Annotated in this window: 14 protein-coding genes; 8 read left to right on the top strand and 6 right to left on the bottom strand. The window is 57.5% G+C overall.

The window, feature by feature from the left end; translation table 11 throughout:
• Nucleotide 1: 1 nt before the first annotated feature.
• From EUU25_RS04945 to EUU25_RS04960, 4 genes are read left to right on the top strand one after another with little or no spacing between them, the layout of a single operon-like run.
• Nucleotides 2–397: a phage holin family protein gene (locus tag EUU25_RS04945; protein ID WP_158898831.1), complete on the top strand. Its 396-nt coding sequence runs from the start codon at nucleotides 2–4 to the stop codon at nucleotides 395–397.
• Nucleotides 398–407: 10 nt separating this feature from the next.
• A complete protein-coding gene (locus EUU25_RS04950; RefSeq protein WP_158898833.1) occupies nucleotides 408–713 on the top strand; it encodes a hypothetical protein in 306 nt (101 codons plus the stop codon).
• A 14-nt stretch (nucleotides 714–727) separates the two neighbouring features.
• Nucleotides 728–1,234 (top strand): DUF883 family protein, encoded by a 507-nt coding sequence (locus tag EUU25_RS04955; protein ID WP_158898835.1) that lies wholly within the window; start codon nucleotides 728–730, stop codon nucleotides 1,232–1,234.
• An 11-nt stretch (nucleotides 1,235–1,245) separates the two neighbouring features.
• Nucleotides 1,246–1,464, top strand: coding sequence for a DUF4170 domain-containing protein (locus tag EUU25_RS04960; RefSeq protein ID WP_158898837.1), 219 nt, complete (start codon nucleotides 1,246–1,248; stop codon nucleotides 1,462–1,464).
• A 48-nt stretch (nucleotides 1,465–1,512) separates the two neighbouring features.
• On the opposite strand, the gene EUU25_RS04965 is transcribed toward EUU25_RS04960, so the two are convergent.
• From EUU25_RS04965 to carA, 5 genes are all read right to left on the bottom strand, one after another.
• On the bottom strand, nucleotides 1,513–2,178 hold the full coding sequence (locus EUU25_RS04965) for a rhomboid family intramembrane serine protease (protein WP_246162914.1): 666 nt from the start codon (nucleotides 2,176–2,178) through the stop codon (nucleotides 1,513–1,515).
• A 111-nt stretch (nucleotides 2,179–2,289) separates the two neighbouring features.
• Entirely contained in the window at nucleotides 2,290–2,766 is a 477-nt protein-coding gene (greA, locus tag EUU25_RS04970) for a transcription elongation factor GreA (RefSeq protein WP_158898839.1), read from the bottom strand.
• A gap of 96 nt (nucleotides 2,767–2,862) precedes the next feature.
• Nucleotides 2,863–6,183, bottom strand: coding sequence for a carbamoyl-phosphate synthase large subunit (carB, locus tag EUU25_RS04975; RefSeq protein ID WP_158898841.1), 3,321 nt, complete (start codon nucleotides 6,181–6,183; stop codon nucleotides 2,863–2,865).
• Nucleotides 6,184–6,186: 3 nt separating this feature from the next.
• Nucleotides 6,187–6,528, bottom strand: a complete 342-nt coding sequence (locus EUU25_RS04980; protein WP_158898843.1) for a hypothetical protein — start codon at nucleotides 6,526–6,528, stop codon at nucleotides 6,187–6,189.
• A complete protein-coding gene (carA, locus tag EUU25_RS04985; protein WP_158898845.1) occupies nucleotides 6,525–7,769 on the bottom strand; it encodes a glutamine-hydrolyzing carbamoyl-phosphate synthase small subunit in 1,245 nt (414 codons plus the stop codon). Before carA ends, EUU25_RS04980 begins: the two co-directional genes overlap by 4 nt.
• A 184-nt stretch (nucleotides 7,770–7,953) precedes the next feature.
• On the opposite strand from carA, the gene EUU25_RS04990 reads away from it, so the two are divergent.
• Genes EUU25_RS04990 through rpoD form a run of 3 tightly spaced genes read left to right on the top strand, consistent with a single transcriptional unit; the run spans nucleotide 7,954 to nucleotide 12,335 of the window.
• On the top strand, nucleotides 7,954–8,406 hold the full coding sequence (locus EUU25_RS04990; RefSeq protein WP_158898847.1) for a GatB/YqeY domain-containing protein: 453 nt from the start codon (nucleotides 7,954–7,956) through the stop codon (nucleotides 8,404–8,406).
• Nucleotide 8,407: 1 nt separating this feature from the next.
• On the top strand, nucleotides 8,408–10,273 hold the full coding sequence (gene dnaG, locus EUU25_RS04995) for a DNA primase (protein WP_158898849.1): 1,866 nt from the start codon (nucleotides 8,408–8,410) through the stop codon (nucleotides 10,271–10,273).
• Nucleotides 10,274–10,331: 58 nt separating this feature from the next.
• Nucleotides 10,332–12,335, top strand: a complete 2,004-nt coding sequence (gene rpoD / locus EUU25_RS05000; protein WP_246162916.1) for an RNA polymerase sigma factor RpoD — start codon at nucleotides 10,332–10,334, stop codon at nucleotides 12,333–12,335.
• A 53-nt stretch (nucleotides 12,336–12,388) separates the two neighbouring features.
• On the opposite strand, the gene EUU25_RS05005 is transcribed toward rpoD, so the two are convergent.
• Nucleotides 12,389–14,398: an acyltransferase family protein gene (locus EUU25_RS05005; RefSeq protein ID WP_158898853.1), complete on the bottom strand. Its 2,010-nt coding sequence runs from the start codon at nucleotides 14,396–14,398 to the stop codon at nucleotides 12,389–12,391.
• 291 nt (nucleotides 14,399–14,689) lie between these two features.
• On the opposite strand from EUU25_RS05005, the gene EUU25_RS05010 reads away from it, so the two are divergent.
• Nucleotides 14,690–15,391 (top strand): DUF6975 family protein, encoded by a 702-nt coding sequence (locus EUU25_RS05010; RefSeq protein ID WP_158898855.1) that lies wholly within the window; start codon nucleotides 14,690–14,692, stop codon nucleotides 15,389–15,391.
• The last annotated feature ends 79 nt before the right edge of the window (nucleotides 15,392–15,470 follow it).

A 15,470-nucleotide genomic window follows, 5' to 3' on the forward strand; every position in this document is an offset into this window, starting at 1 on the left:
AATGACGGACGAGCATCAGAACACAGACAAGGACGTGACGGACACCCAGTCCGAACCATCGCCCGTGGAACAGGTCACACTGGTCCTCGACGATCTGCGTGCGCTTGTCCGGGCTGAGGTCGATTATTATCAGTCCCGGCTGGATTACAGCCGCCACGTGCTTCGATGGTCCTTCCGGTTCGGCGCCATCGCGGCCTTCGCGTTTAGCGGGGCGGCCATAGCGCTCGTGATCGGACTCGTGCTGACATTGTCGCCCGTGATTGGACCCGGCTGGGCCACATTAACGGTTACGGCGGCATTCATCATCATCGGAATAATCTGCGGGTTCAAGGCACGAAAATGGCTGCGGAAGGTTTACTTCCCGGAGATTGAACGCGATGACGACCCTATTACCTAAGGATCCCGAGGTGACCGATCGGAAATCCGTAATCCTATCCGATGCGGAACGGCGCAACTTGCGCCGCAAGCTGCGGGGAACTGTCGAGGTCGCGCAGGATGTTCTGCACCCGCGCAACCAGATCCGGCGGTTTCTGCAGCGGAAAAAAACGCAAGCGGTGAAGGTGTCGGAAGACGCCACGCAACTTGCCCGCAAAAATGCACCGCTAATCGGGGCGGTCGGCTTGGGGGCAATTATATTTGCCGCCCGCCGTCCTATTTCCAATTGGCTTTCAAAGCTGCGAAAGAGTAAAAGCAACTTGCCTGACGGCAACTGAGACAGGAACGATATATGAGCAAGATCGGCGACAGCATCAAAACCGCGACCCACAGCGCGAAAGAAGGTCTGGCATCGGCCAAGGCCACGACAAGCAAGAAAAGTGCGGCCGCCCGTGAAAAGGCTGCAGATGCTTATGAAAAGGGCCGTGAAGCCGCCGCGCGCGGTGTTCAGCAATCGTGCGATTACGCGCATAAGGCTGCCGAGAAGACGTCGCAGGGCATCGATAAGAACCCGCTTGCCATCGTGCTGGGCGGCGTAGCGATTGGCGCCATCGTCGGCGCCTTGCTGCCCCGCACCGAACGCGAAACCAAATTGATGGGCAAGACCGGCAAGAAGCTGAACAAAAAAGCCAAGGAAATGGCGAAGGCCGCAAAGTCGGCGGGTAAAGAGAAAGTGGACAGTCTGGGCCTGAACGGCGATGCGGTCCGTGATCAATTTAGGGACCTTGTCAGCAAAGCAGCAGAAGCGGTAAAGGCGGCGGGCGTGGCCGCTACGGAAGCGGCCAAAAAAAAGGATTAAGGGGCAAGAATTTGAGCGAAGCTAAATTGCATCTGGTGTTCGGGGGCCGGGTCAAAGACCCGCAGACACTGGAATTCACGGATCTTGAAAAGCTCGACATCGTCGGCATGTTCCCGGACTATGCATCCGCGGAAGAGGCATGGCGTGCCGCAGCACAAAAAACGGTCGACGACGCCGAAATGAAATATGTCGTCGTGCATCTGCACAAATTGCTGCAACCTCAGGAATAAGGCTGCTCGGGGCGCTGCCCTTGTGCGGCGCTCCACCTATTTTGCAGTTCAGGCTTTGCGGTAACGCCACAAAAGCAAAGGGCGCGCCAGAAACAGGCCAGCCACAAAACCGCCGATATGCGACCAGATGGCAATAGCTATGCCCAGGCCCGGTCCGACAAATCCCAAAGCAAGATTAAGCGCAACCCATGCAAGGGTGAGGTGGATTGGTCGTGCAATATGCGCAGGCAATGGCCCCCACGCCGTTGGAGGCTTGTTGGGAAAAAGCAGAACATAGGCGCCGATAATTGCGGAAATGGCCCCGCTAGCACCGATGGCAGGGGCCATCATATCCGCCGATAGTGGCCATTGCATCACCGCCGCCAGCCATTCTGTGCCCGCGGCAGCATAAGCGCCAATCAGATATAAGAAGATATAGATTCCGCCGCCCAGCACACGCTCGACCATTTTTCCGATCAGCAGGAGCATGACCATATTCAATATCGCGTGCATCAGTCCGCCATGCAGGAATGCCGCCGTCAACGGCGTCAGAAATGCTGGAACAAGGAACCGAATGGCTTCAAATTGGGAGCTGTCGCCGCTCAGCCGGATCGGCCAGAGCCCGCCGGATATAACGGCATATTCCCACCAATGCGGCACGAGCAACAGCAGCGCGATCACCAGATTGATAACCACAAGTGCGTTGGTAACAGGACCGCGCGGGAACTGCATCATCGGTCTCCCAATGGAACTACGGCGTATCGCATTCCAGAAACCTCATTCAAAACCAGGCCGCTCTGCTCTTGGGCGGAAAAGGCGGCATGATTTTGATGTGTCGGGGTCAAATCAGATAAACTCGATCTTCGACACGAGATAATATTTGTCGCCTGACGGCACGGTCAACTCGATTTCGTCTTCGACGACACGGCCGATCAACGCACGGCCCAATGGCGAATTATAGGAAATCCGGCCAGCCTTTGCGTCGGCTTCGGTTTCGCCCACCAACTGGTAGCGTACAGGCTTATCGTCTTCGTCCAGCAAGGTGACGGTGGCGCCAAAAACGATCTTGTCGCCCGACAAGGTCGTGGGATCGATAATTTGCGCACGGCCAATCTTGTCCTCGATTTCGGAAATCGCGGCTTCAACCTGACCCTGACGTTCCTTGGCAGCGTGATACTCGGCATTTTCCGACAAATCGCCATGCGCACGCGCTTCCTCGATTGCTTCCACAATCATAGGGCGCTCATCGCGGAGGCGCTTCAGGTCGGTCGTCAGCTTTTCATAGCCTTCGGCCAACATCGGATATTTTTCAAAACTCGCCATTTTGGCTGCCCTTCGTCACAAAAACTTCCCCACCGGAGGAGCGGTCAAACCCATCCGATATGCAGTTTCAAATTTAGGGGAGAGATACTGCTTCCCTTAATAATAGTCCTGAAGTGGCCGAACTTCAAGTTGCCGTTGCTGCAACGACGCAATCGCCTGTGCCACAGCGACACTTCCGGCGGCTGTAGTATATTGCGATACCTTGTTCACCAGCGCGGAACGGCGGATTTCTTCGCTGTCCTTCAGACTCTGCCAGCCTTCCGTCGTATTGAAAATCAGGTGGATTTCGCCATCCTTGATCTTGTCGACGATATGCGGGCGGCCCTGTGCGACCTTGTTCACCCGTTCGACTTCGATTCCCTGCGCCAACAGATAGTCGGCGGTGCCGCCGGTTGCGCACACGGTAAAGCCACATTCGATGGCTTGCTTCACAGCGGAAACGATGACCGGCTTGTCACTGTCCTTCACCGACACGAACAGTTTACCGCCCATAGGTGGCGGCATCCGCGCGCCGATCTGCGACTTTGCAAAGGCTGTCGCGAAATCCTTGTCGATACCCATGACTTCGCCGGTCGATTTCATTTCGGGCGACAGCACGGGATCGACGCCCGGGAAGCGGTCGAACGGGAAAACCGCCTCTTTGACCGCGATATAGTCGATATCGAGATTGATCGGTGGCAAGTCCTTGAGCTTTTCGCCAGCCATGACCCGCGCGGCAATCTTGGCGATTGGCGCGCCGATGGCTTTGGCGACAAAGGGCACGGTCCGGCTCGCCCGTGGATTGACCTCGATCAGATAGACCTTGCCTTCCTTGACCGCGAACTGGACATTCATCAGCCCGCGCACGTGCAGGTTAAACGCGAGCAATTCGGCCTGGCGTCGTATTTCCGCGATAATGTCGGCGGGAAGACTATATGGCGGGATGGTGCAGGCGCTGTCGCCGCTGTGCACGCCGGCTTCCTCGATATGCTGAAGGATTCCGGCCACAACCACATCATCACCGTCGCAAATGGCGTCAACATCGACTTCGATAGCATCGCGCAGATAGCTGTCGATCAAGACCGGCGAGTCGCCCGAGACGATGACGGCGGTCTGGATATAGTTTTCGAGCTGCGCTTGCGTATCGACAATTTCCATGGCCCGGCCACCGAGAACATAGGAAGGCCGCATCAACACGGGATAGCCAATCTTTTCGGCCACCGCGATGGCTTCTTCCCGGCTGCGCGCGATACCATTTTCAGGCTGCCGCAGCTTTAGCTTGTTGATGAGCGCGGCAAAACGCTCGCGGTCTTCGGCCAGATCAATCGCATCGGGCGATGTGCCGAGGATCGGAATGCCGGCCGCTTCGAGCGCCTTGGCCAAATTCAGCGGGGTTTGCCCGCCAAATTGCACGATCACGCCTTTCAGCGTTCCATTTTGCTGTTCGACATGCAGGATTTCGAGCACATCTTCAGCGGTGAGCGGCTCGAAATAAAGCCGGTCGGATGTGTCATAGTCGGTCGACACCGTTTCGGGATTGCAGTTGACCATGATCGTCTCATAGCCCGCATCCGCCAGTGCAAAGCAGGCATGGACGCAGCAATAGTCGAACTCGATCCCCTGCCCGATGCGGTTCGGACCGCCACCCAAGATCACGATCTTCTCGCGAGTCGACGGCTGGCTCTCGCATTCGGGCGTGCCAAAGCTGGGCGCTTCATAGGTCGAATACATATAAGGCGTCTTCGCCTCGAATTCGGCGGCGCAGGTGTCGATGCGCTTGAACACGGGACGGACGCCCAGTTTGTGGCGCAGCGCGCGGACTTCTTCCTCGGTCACCGCGCCGGCCATGGCGCGTGCCGCCTGCATCGCAATACCGGAGCCGTGGCGCACGGCGGTTTCCATGCCGGGCCGGATATTCAGCGATTCCACCGCCAGATAAGCAAGTCGCTTGTCCGAAAAGCCCATCGCCTTCAGACGGCGCAGCGCCTCGGGGCCATTGGGCAGGCCATTGGCCTTAATGGCATTTTCTTCGGCAATGATTTCTTCGAGCCGCTCCAGAAACCACGGATCGAACTTTGCGATGGCGTGGATTTCCGCAACGGTCATGCCCTCACGCAATGCCTGCGCCGCAACCAGAAGACGGTCAGGCGTAGCTCGCGACAGTTCGGCGGACAGCTCGTCTTTCGACGCGCCGCGTAGCCCATCGATATAGTTGAAGCCCGAAAGCCCGGTTTCCAGACCGCGCAGGGCCTTTTGCATGCTTTCGTGGATGTTGCGGCCAATCGCCATCACCTCGCCCACCGACTTCATCGCCGTGTGCAGCAACGGCTCGGCACCCTTGAACTTTTCAAAGGCGAAGCGCGGGATTTTGGTGACAACATAGTCGATTGTCGGTTCGAACGACGCTGGCGTGGCGCCGGTGATGTCGTTGGTAATCTCGTCGAGCGTGTAGCCAACCGCCAGCTTTGCCGCGACCTTGGCAATGGGGAAGCCGGTGGCCTTGGACGCGAGCGCCGAGGACCGCGACACACGCGGATTCATCTCGATCACGATCAGGCGACCATCCTTCGGATTCACTGCGAACTGTACGTTCGAACCCCCTGTTTCAACACCGATTTCACGCAAGCAGGCGATGCTTGCGTTGCGCATGATCTGATATTCTTTGTCGGTCAGCGTCAACGCCGGGGCGACGGTAATCGAATCCCCGGTATGCACACCCATCGGATCGACATTTTCGATGGAGCAGATGATGATGGCATTGTCGTTGCGGTCGCGCACGACCTCCATCTCATATTCTTTCCAGCCGAGCAGCGATTCCTCGATCAGCACCTCTGTCGTGGGCGAGGCGTCGAGGCCGCCGGTCACGATCTGGATAAATTCGTCGCGGTTATAGGCGATCCCGCCGCCCGTGCCACCCATGGTGAAGCTGGGCCGGATAATCGCAGGCAAGCCGGTACGTTCCAGCACTTCAAGCGCTTCGTCCATCGAATGCGCGATGCCCGAGCGTGCCGATTCCAGCCCGATCTTGGTCATCGCGTCGCGGAATTTGATCCGGTCCTCGGCCTTGTCGATCGCCTCGGCATCCGCGCCGATCATCTCGACACCATATTTGGCCAGCGTGCCGTCGTTGAACAGCGCGAGCGCGACGTTCAGCGCCGTCTGTCCGCCCATGGTCGGAAGGACCGCGTCTGGGCGCTCTTTTTCGATAATCTTCGCCACGATTTCAGGCGTAATCGGTTCGACATAAGTCGCATCAGCCATGTCCGGATCGGTCATGATCGTCGCGGGGTTCGAGTTGACGAGGATAATCCGATATCCCTCTTCACGCAGCGCCTTGCACGCCTGCGTTCCCGAATAGTCAAACTCGCACGCCTGCCCGATAATGATCGGACCCGCACCGATGATCAGGATGGAGGAGATGTCGGTTCTTTTGGGCATTCTCTATTCCATGCTCACATAGGCTTCGGCGCCCATGCGCTCAAACTCTTCCGTTATGCATGAAAAGGCCGATGTGCCCTCTGCCTGGCTGAGCTTGATCATTACGCCACTGGTGCCTTTTGTTTCTTCTACGGTCATGGTCACGCCATCAACGACAGACGTTTCGGATGTTGTCGAGGGGCCGAAACGCGCGGTCTGCAGCTTGCAGTTGGCCTTTAACTCGGCAAATTGCGCTTCGGTCATCGCCGTTTTGGGCCCCGAACTGCCACTGCCCGCCCCCCCGCACGCGCCGAGGAGCAGCGTCGCGCTGGAAATAAAGACGATGTTGGCGCGTTCGAAGCTCAACCCATCATCCCCGCAAATTTCTCGAACAGATAATGGCTATCCTGCGGCCCAGGAGAGGCCTCGGGGTGATATTGCACGCTGAACGCGGGCTGATCGACGAGTTCAAAGCCGCAATTTGACCCGTCAAACAGACTGGTATGCGTCGCTTTGGCATTGGCTGGGAGCGTGTCCGCATCGACAGCAAAGCCGTGGTTCATGCTCGTAATCTCGACCCCGCCGTCGGACAGGCGCTTGACCGGATGGTTCGCGCCGCGGTGGCCCTGATGCATCTTCTCCGTCGTCGCGCCGACCGCGAGGGCGAGCATCTGGTGGCCGAGGCAAATGCCGAACAGCGGCTTTTTCGTGGCCAACCATTGCTGAATGACCGGCACCGCATAGACGCCGGTTGCTGCAGGGTCGCCAGGGCCGTTGGACAGGAACAAGCCATCCGGCGCGTGCGCCATGATCTCGTCAAAGGCTGCCGTCGCCGGTACCACCGTCACGTCACAACCGACATCGACCAGATTGCGCAGGATATTGTGCTTGATGCCATAATCGATGGCAACGACCTTGGGTTTTTGCCTTCGGGGTGTCTCGACTTCGCTCGACACGAACGGAGTTATAGAACTGCCATCACCTTCACCGTTCGTGTCGAGCGAAGTCGAGACACCCATCGGCCCTGCATAACCCTCGCCAAGCTTCCACAAACCCTGGTCCCAGCCATAGGTCTGCAAGGCCGTGACATCTTTCGCCAGATCCATTCCTTCCAGCCCGGCCCAGGCCTTGGCCTGCGCGAGCAAAGCGGGAATGTCGAACTTGCCGCTCGAAGAATGCGCAATGACGGCATTCGGCGCTCCATTGATGCGGATCAGGCGGGTCAGCGCGCGGGTGTCGACGCCGGAGATACCGATGCGGCCATTGGCCTTCATCCAGGCATCAAAATGCTGCGTGCTGCGGAAATTCGACGGATCGGTCACATCCTGACGCACGATCGCGCCCAGCGCATGGGGGTTCAGCGCCTCCACATCCTCTGGGTTGGCACCGACATTGCCGATATGGGGAAAGGTGAAGTTGATGATCTGCCCGGCATAGGACGGGTCGGTCATGACCTCTTGATAGCCGGTCATAGCGGTGTTGAAGCAGACTTCGCCCACCGCCTGTCCTTCGGCGCCAAAGCCCCTACCCCAGACAACCTCGCCAGACGCCAATACCAATACGCCTGTCGCTCCGGTGGGCGCGCGCGTAGAGGTGGGGTCGGCCATGATTGGGGTCGCTCCGGTCAGAAGATTGCAGCAATGTCGCTAAGGCACCGCGCCTAGACATGGCGGGCGGAGGCGTCAATGCGGAAAACGAGAAAGTTGTGGAATAGTCGCCGGAGAAGTTCAGGGTGACGAAAAATGGATGTTCGTCTAACGCACTTCTTCTTCAAAAATTCGGAAAACAAAAATGATTCGTGACACCATTAAAGCCGCCCAAATCTCCGCGATGAAGGCCGGCGAAAAAGACCGCCTTGCCGCCGTCCGCCTGATCCTTGCCAAGGTAAAGGACCGCGATATCGAACTGCGCACTGCGTCGCAGCTGCCCGATGATGACGCGCTTGTCGTCGAAGTGCTGCAGAAAATGGTGAAACAACGCCGCGAATCCATCGCCCTTTACGAACAAGGTGGCCGTGCAGAACTTGCCGCAGTCGAGGCGGCGGAACTTACCGTGATCGAAGAATTCCTGCCCGCGCAAATGACCGAGGCTGAAACCAGCGCCGCCATCGAAGCGATCAAGGCCGAACTCGGCGCCTCCACCGTCAAGGATATGGGCCGCGTCATGGCAACCCTTAAAGAACGCCACGGCCCTCAACTCGACATGAGCAAGGCCAGCGGGTTGGTGAAAGCGGCGCTGGCTTGAAGTGTCTCTAACCCCGCAATGGCTTGATGAACTCCGTTCCCGGATCACGCTTTCCGCGTTGATCGGCCGTACGGTGAAGGTCACGCGTGCGGGGCGGGAGTTTAAGGCCTGTTGCCCGTTCCATAATGAAAAGACGCCCAGCTTCACGATCAACGATGAAAAGGGCTTCTACCATTGTTTCGGCTGTTCCGCGCATGGCGATGCCATAAGGTGGATGACCGACCAGCGCGGCCTGTCGTTCATGGACGCGATCAAGGAACTCGCGGCCGAAGCTGGCATGGAAGTGCCGGCTGCAGACCCAAGGGCGGCGCAACGCGCTGAAAAAGCGAATAATTTATATGACGTCATGACGGCAGCGCAGGACTGGTTCGTCCAGCAATTGCAAGGCGTCGAGGGTGCAGGTGCGCGGGCCTATCTGCAAAAGCGCGGCTTTTCGGCCAAGACCATCCAGGAGTTCGGCTTCGGCCTCGCGCCTGACAGCCGCACCGCGCTCAAATCCGCGCTGCTGAAATTCGGCGTCCCCATGCTGGTCGAGGCAGGCCTGCTGATCGCGGTCGACGACAAGGAACCTTATGACCGGTTCCGCGGCCGCCTGATGATCCCGATCCGCGACCCGCGCGGACGCGTCATCGCCTTTGGCGGGCGGATCTTAGGGGATGGCGAGCCGAAATATCTCAACTCCCCCGATACGCCGTTGTTCGATAAGGGGCGTACACTCTACAATCTCGACAAATGCTCACCCGCCTCGCGCAAGACAGGCCGGGTGATCGTTGTCGAAGGCTATATGGACGTCATCGCCATCGCACAGGCGGGGTTTGCCGACGCTGTTGCGCCGCTGGGCACCGCGCTGACGGAGCAACAGATCCAGATGCTGTGGCGCATGACCGAAAAGCCCCTGCTCTGCTTTGATGGCGACAGCGCCGGGCAGAAGGCCGCCATGCGCGCCGCCTTGCGGGCGTTGCCCTTGCTCAAACCCGGCCACAGCCTGCAATTTGTGACCTTACCGGAGGGGCAAGACCCGGACGATCTCGTCAAGAAATCAGGGCCAAAGGCGCTCGCCGAACTATTGGATGCGTCCGAACCGCTTGTCGAGCGCCTCTGGCGCAGCGAAGTGGCCGCAGGCCCGCTGGACACCCCCGAAGACCGCGCGGGCCTGAAACAGCGGTTGGGCGGGCATATGGCGAATATCGCCGATGCCGAAATTCGTCGCCATTATGCCGATGCCTTCCGCGAACGGTTTGACAGCCTGTTCGCACCCAAGCCCCGTGCGCCATTTCAACCAAGCGCCGCCCCGCGCAAAGGCAAGGCCCGCGATTGGCGCGCGCCGCAAATCCTGCCGCCGGGCGCAGAAACCAAAAGCTTCAACGCCAAAAATTCCGATTTTCTGGTGCAAGGCGTGCTGGGCGCTCTTCTGCGAAATCCGGCCCTGATTCTACAGCACCAGGAGGCGCTCAGTGACTTCGTTCCGCCCGACCCGAATCACGCAAAATTGCTGGGTGCGATACTTGATGCAAGTTTTGCCAAAGAATCGCTTGATACGGAGGGGTTAATTACCATATTGGACGAGAAGTTGTATAATGTCGCTATATCGCTTCTCCACAGCAACGGCAAAGTCTTTGCCTTTAACCGTGGGGATGTCGGGGTTGGAAGCGACGGATTGTCCAACGCTTCAAAGGAATTGGGTGAAGCAATCAGGCTTATGAAGCAGCGTCCTGCGCTGGAAGAAGCTCTGGAACGCGCCACATTGCGGGCAAGTTCAGAGATGACCGACGAGACTTTTGCGGAACAGCAACGATTGCGCGCCGAGAAAAAGGCATTTGACGATCGCATCATCGCATTTTTTCGGCGCGATGCGGACGGTTTATAGAATTTAGAGTTATCGGGGAATTATTTTGGCAAGTCGCGCAAACGAAAATGAAGAAGATATGTCCGAAAACGGTGATGCACCGCTGATCGACCTCAATGATGCGACCGTCAAAAAGCTGCTCGCCAAGGCGAAGCGCCGGGGTTTCCTGACCTATGACGAACTGAATGCTGCCCTGCCGCAGGACCAGATGTCTTCGGAGCAGATCGAAGATGTCATGTCTGCGATCAACGACATGGGCGTACAGATTGTCGAAAATGACGAAGCTGGCGAAGATGGCGATGAGCCTGAGGAAGAAGTCGAAACCATCGACAATATTTCCGAGAATGATCCCCGCTCGCTGACCAACACGACCAAGAAGACCGGCACGGGCGAACGCACCGATGACCCTGTGCGCATGTACCTGCGCGAAATGGGCGCCGTCGAGCTGCTGAGCCGCGAAGGCGAAATCGCGATTGCAAAGCGCATCGAATCCGGCCGCGACACCATGATCCTCGGCCTGTGCGAAAGCCCGATCACGTTCCACGCCATCATCGACTGGTCCAACGCGCTGAACGACGGCAATATGCAGTTGCGCGAAATTCTCGATCTGGACGCCATGTTGTCCAAGGAACCAGCGCCCGAAAGCCTGACCGAAGATGGTGAGGAAGAAGGCGATGGCGAAATCAGCGAGAAGACCGCTGGTCCTTCCTACAAGGAAGAAGAAGAAGTCGAGGATGAACCGGAATCGTCGGATGATGACGATGACGATATGACCGAGCGCCGCGCGCGTCCTGTCGAGGAAGAAGAAGAGGACAACACCCTCAGTCTCGCACAGATGGAAGAAGCCCTGAAGCCTGCGGCTTTGGAGCGTTTTGCCAAGATCGCATCGCTGTTCAAGAAATTTTCCAATATTCAGCTCGACCGTATGCGCGCGCTGAATGCCGGTGAAGACTTTTCCACAGCTTCGGAAAATAAATATCACAAATTACGCGAAGAATTGACCGCCGAGGTAGAATCGGTCCAGTTTCACGCGAACAAGATCGAATATCTTGTCGACCAGCTTTATTCGTTCAACCGTCGTTTGACCGCCCTTGGCGGCCAGATGCTGCGCTTGGCCGAACGGCATAAGGTACCGCGCAAGGCGTTTCTCGACAGCTATATGGGCCATGAGCTTGACGAAAACTGGCTGACCGACGTCGCCAATATCGACAAGAAATGGAATGCCTTTGCAACCAACGAAGCCGATGGCGTAGAGCGCATCCGTGCCGAAATCGCCGATATTGCGGCGAATACCGGCATGAGCCTTGGCGAATTCCGCCGCATCGTGAACATGGTGCAAAAGGGTGAGCGCGAGGCACGTATCGCCAAGAAGGAAATGGTCGAAGCCAATCTGCGCCTCGTGATTTCCATCGCCAAAAAATATACCAACCGCGGACTTCAGTTCCTCGACCTCATTCAGGAAGGCAATATCGGCCTGATGAAAGCGGTCGATAAGTTCGAATATCGCCGCGGCTACAAGTTCAGCACCTATGCCACCTGGTGGATCCGGCAGGCCATTACACGCTCGATCGCCGATCAGGCGCGGACCATTCGTATTCCGGTGCATATGATCGAAACGATCAACAAGCTGGTCCGCACAAGCCGCCAGTTCCTGCACGAACAGGGTCGTGAACCGACACCGGAGGAAATGGCCGAGCGTCTTTCCATGCCGCTCGAAAAGGTCCGCAAGGTGATGAAAATCGCCAAGGAACCGATCAGCCTTGAAACCCCGATCGGGGATGAGGAAGACAGCCATCTGGGTGACTTCATCGAGGACAAGAATGCGATCATCCCTGTGGATGCTGCTATTCAGGCGAACCTCAAGGAAACGGTGACCCGTGTCCTTGCGTCACTCACCCCGCGTGAAGAACGCGTTTTGCGTATGCGATTCGGGATCGGCATGAACACCGACCATACGCTGGAAGAAGTCGGCCAGCAGTTCAGCGTTACCCGCGAACGTATCCGTCAGATCGAGGCAAAGGCGCTGCGCAAGCTCAAGCACCCGAGCCGCAGCCGCAAGATGCGGTCGTTCCTCGACCAATAAAAACAGAGCTAACGCTATTCAATGGCTGTCCTTCGATGAAGGGCAGCCATTTTTTATGCCTGCGGCACCCGGTTGATCGCCTCTTCAATAGGCTGTTTCAACATAAGTGCACCCGGAACGCTGAGATGATGGCTATCAAAATAGAGCGGCGATCCATGGGCAAAGGTCATGCAGCGCGAGGTGGGACAGAATATCCGTGCCGGATAGATACGGGTCAGCAGCCTGTGATGGCCGAGATCTTCCAAAATCTTGGTCGCCCGCCATTGCCGCTCTACATAGAGATCACGCGACACGGTGAAATTGGCGGGGTCTTCACCACGAGAGCTGAGTATCGCAAGGGTTTTCGGAATGTCATATCCGGTTTCCGGCACCGGATAGACCAGAACGACATGCTTGCCGTTCGCTATTAGGATTTGCACCAGATTGCGGATGCCGTCGCGGAAATGATGGCGCGCGGCATCGCTGAACAGCGGATAGGGTTCGCCATCCGGGCCGATAAGCTTCGGCGCGCCATTGTTGGTTTCGGCCTCTCCGGTCGAAACAAAGCGCCCTTCCAAATAAAGCGACCAACGCGCTGCCAATATGACGGTGTGGATGTTTTTGTTCGCGAGAACATAGTCCAGCCTTTTGCGGTTGCCCTCAACACATCCCGGACTTGTTCCTGCCCCCAACAGCGGCGGGCATTGCGGGGACGCGCCGTAAATGATGCCTGAACCTGTATCTTTGGCGACCTGATCAAGCGCACCGAAAAGCGCCCCTGCATGGGAATCGCCCCACAGAAAGACCGAAGCATCCGTCGGATCGCCAATGGTGCACCGGGAATTGGGTTCCAGTTGCAAGTCGACTTTCCCGCACATATCCGATTCCGGGTTCATCGACTGTCCGTAAGAGGCCAGTTCCACGGTCCGGTCCTTGAACCTGTCCGGTAAACCTCCGCTAAAGTAGATAGCGGCCGAGACGCAGGACACGACGAAAATCGACGCACCGCCCAACGCGAACACCGAACGTTGCGGTGTCTCATCATAGGGCCGCCGGAACGGCAGCTCGACAAAGCGCCAGGACAGATAGCCTAGACCGATCGAGATGCCAGTCAATCCGGCGTTCTCGAGCAGGGTCAACTTCCCGATGTTGACATAATTGACGAATACAAAGAGCGGCCAGTGCCACAGATAGACGGAGTAGGAGATTTTACCGACGAACTGCATGGGCGCGATGGAAAGCATCCGTCCGGTCAGCACGTCCTTGCCAGCCCAGATCAGCAATGCGGTGCCCAGACAGGGGATCAACGCTGCGGCCCCGGGAAAAACGGTTAGATCATCGAAAATGGCAAAGGTGGCGATCAGCAACGCCAGCCCCGCAAAGCCCGCGAAGGTTGCCATCTGCCTGCTCTCTGGTGCCTTGAACAGGCCTACAGCCAGCAGCGCACCAATCAGAAACTCCCACGCGCGGAATGGCATCAGGTAAAAGGCCGTCGACTGGTCGATACCGGTCATCCAGACGCAAGCGGCAAAGGACAGTCCTGCGAGGCACAGCAATATGCTTTTGATGTGCAACGCCCATTTCCTGAGGATGACCATCAGGATGATCGGATAAATGATGTACACCTGCTCTTCGACAGCGAGCGACCATGTGTGCAGCAGAACGCGTACCTTGGCATCGCCTTCGAAATAGCCTGTCTGCGTCCAATAGGCGATGTTCGATACAAAAGCCGCCGCGCCAAAGGTATTGCGCGACATATAGGTAAAGTCCTGCGGCAACAGGATCAGCGCGCCGGCGACCAGCGAAACGAAGAGAACGAGGAACAGCGCCGGAAACAGCCGCCTGATCCGCCGCTCGTAAAAGCGCATCAGCGAGAAATTGTCTTCGTCAATTTCGCCGACGATTAACCGGGTAATCAGATAGCCGGAAATGACAAAGAAGATATCGACGCCGGCATAACCACCGGGGACAAAGCCCAGATCGGCATGGAAGAACAGGACCGCCAGCACGGCAATCGCCCGCAACCCGTCAATATCGGGGCGATAGGATGGCGCCGACGCGGTCGTTTTGCCGTGTGCACTCATTTACTCTGTTCCGGCTCTTGCCCTGCAAAAATACAGAAATTCGCCACATCACCTTAGCGAGGCAGCGCACCAAGTCATTTAAGCAAAGGTAGTACCCAGAAATAGCTAGGTTTTAAGCAAAAACGGGACAATCCGGTCCCATTTTGGGACTCCGCCCCGCCATGGCATCGCTCCGGATAAATGGTTCAACAGAAACTTTTATCCTCGTAAACATGTCATTTAGGACTTTTTGCTACCCCTCCTCAATCAAGCGCTGTGAAAAGGCCGCTTGATCGTCATGCGGAGTGGGCAATGGACAATCTGGCGCGGCCGGACACAGTACGTGATTTTGGATCACTATTTACCGACGCCGTTCTGGCGGACGGCAGTGTGTCCATTATCGAACCGCTCGCCAGCTTTATCAGCGAAGGGTCGACCCGGCCCGATTTGCGCTCACCGTTCAAATATGCGCGCGGCGCTTTGGTTGCCGATATCGCGCATTTCATCAATATCTCGCACGGACGGCACCCGGGCATTGTGGACCATGCGGCCCACAAGATTGTCGACGATGCCGCGCGCAAATGGCTGATCAAGGCCATTGACGGATTTGCAGTGGAGCGCAGCTTCATGAATGCGCTGACCGTGGCCGCAGGGCCAGAGCGCCGCCACAATGGTGAAAACAAGGTCGCCGCGCTTATCACCGGACAGGCGCGCAATTTTGAGATGCTGGCAACATCCGACCGCAAAGGCTGCCCTGCAGGCGCGGCTCTGGCCTTCGTTATCGATTGGCACCGCAGCCGCCCCTTGCTTTCCGCAGTCGCCCTGCATGTCGGCATGGATGTGCCTCCACTGGCACTGCCCGACATCAGCGAATGCACCGATGTAGCCGACAAACTAGGCGCAACCGACAATTACCGGCGCGCGATGCGCTTTGGTGCGGAGCAAATTCTCGCGCAGCAACGCGGCCTATGGCGTCTGATCGCCGCCCGTCACGCCGAGGCGCTGGCCGGCTAAACCCCCTGCCCGATATAGTGGCTTGCATATAACAGCATCCGCACTTAACGAATTAACCGTTCGATTAAGTGATGGGATT

It is taken from the genome of Sphingorhabdus lacus (assembly GCF_009768975.1).
GTDB classification, from domain to species: Bacteria; Pseudomonadota; Alphaproteobacteria; order Sphingomonadales; family Sphingomonadaceae; genus Sphingorhabdus_B; species Sphingorhabdus_B lacus.

Bases quoted from the DNA above. Each gene is read 5' to 3' on its own strand.
- EUU25_RS04945 (WP_158898831.1), top strand. From the start codon at position 2: ATGACGGACGAGCATCAGAACACAGACAAGGACGTGACGGACACCCAG.
- EUU25_RS04955 (WP_158898835.1), top strand. From the start codon at position 728: ATGAGCAAGATCGGCGACAGCATCAAAACCGCGACCCACAGCGCGAAA.
- EUU25_RS05005 (WP_158898853.1), bottom strand. From the start codon at position 14,398: ATGAGTGCACACGGCAAAACGACCGCGTCGGCGCCATCCTATCGCCCC.
- carA (WP_158898845.1), bottom strand. From the start codon at position 7,769: ATGGCCGACCCCACCTCTACGCGCGCGCCCACCGGAGCGACAGGCGTA.
- carB (WP_158898841.1), bottom strand. From the start codon at position 6,183: ATGCCCAAAAGAACCGACATCTCCTCCATCCTGATCATCGGTGCGGGT.
- rpoD (WP_246162916.1), top strand. From the start codon at position 10,332: ATGTCCGAAAACGGTGATGCACCGCTGATCGACCTCAATGATGCGACC.
- greA (WP_158898839.1), bottom strand. From the start codon at position 2,766: ATGGCGAGTTTTGAAAAATATCCGATGTTGGCCGAAGGCTATGAAAAG.
- EUU25_RS04990 (WP_158898847.1), top strand. From the start codon at position 7,954: ATGATTCGTGACACCATTAAAGCCGCCCAAATCTCCGCGATGAAGGCC.
- EUU25_RS04965 (WP_246162914.1), bottom strand. From the start codon at position 2,178: ATGATGCAGTTCCCGCGCGGTCCTGTTACCAACGCACTTGTGGTTATC.
- EUU25_RS05010 (WP_158898855.1), top strand. From the start codon at position 14,690: ATGGACAATCTGGCGCGGCCGGACACAGTACGTGATTTTGGATCACTA.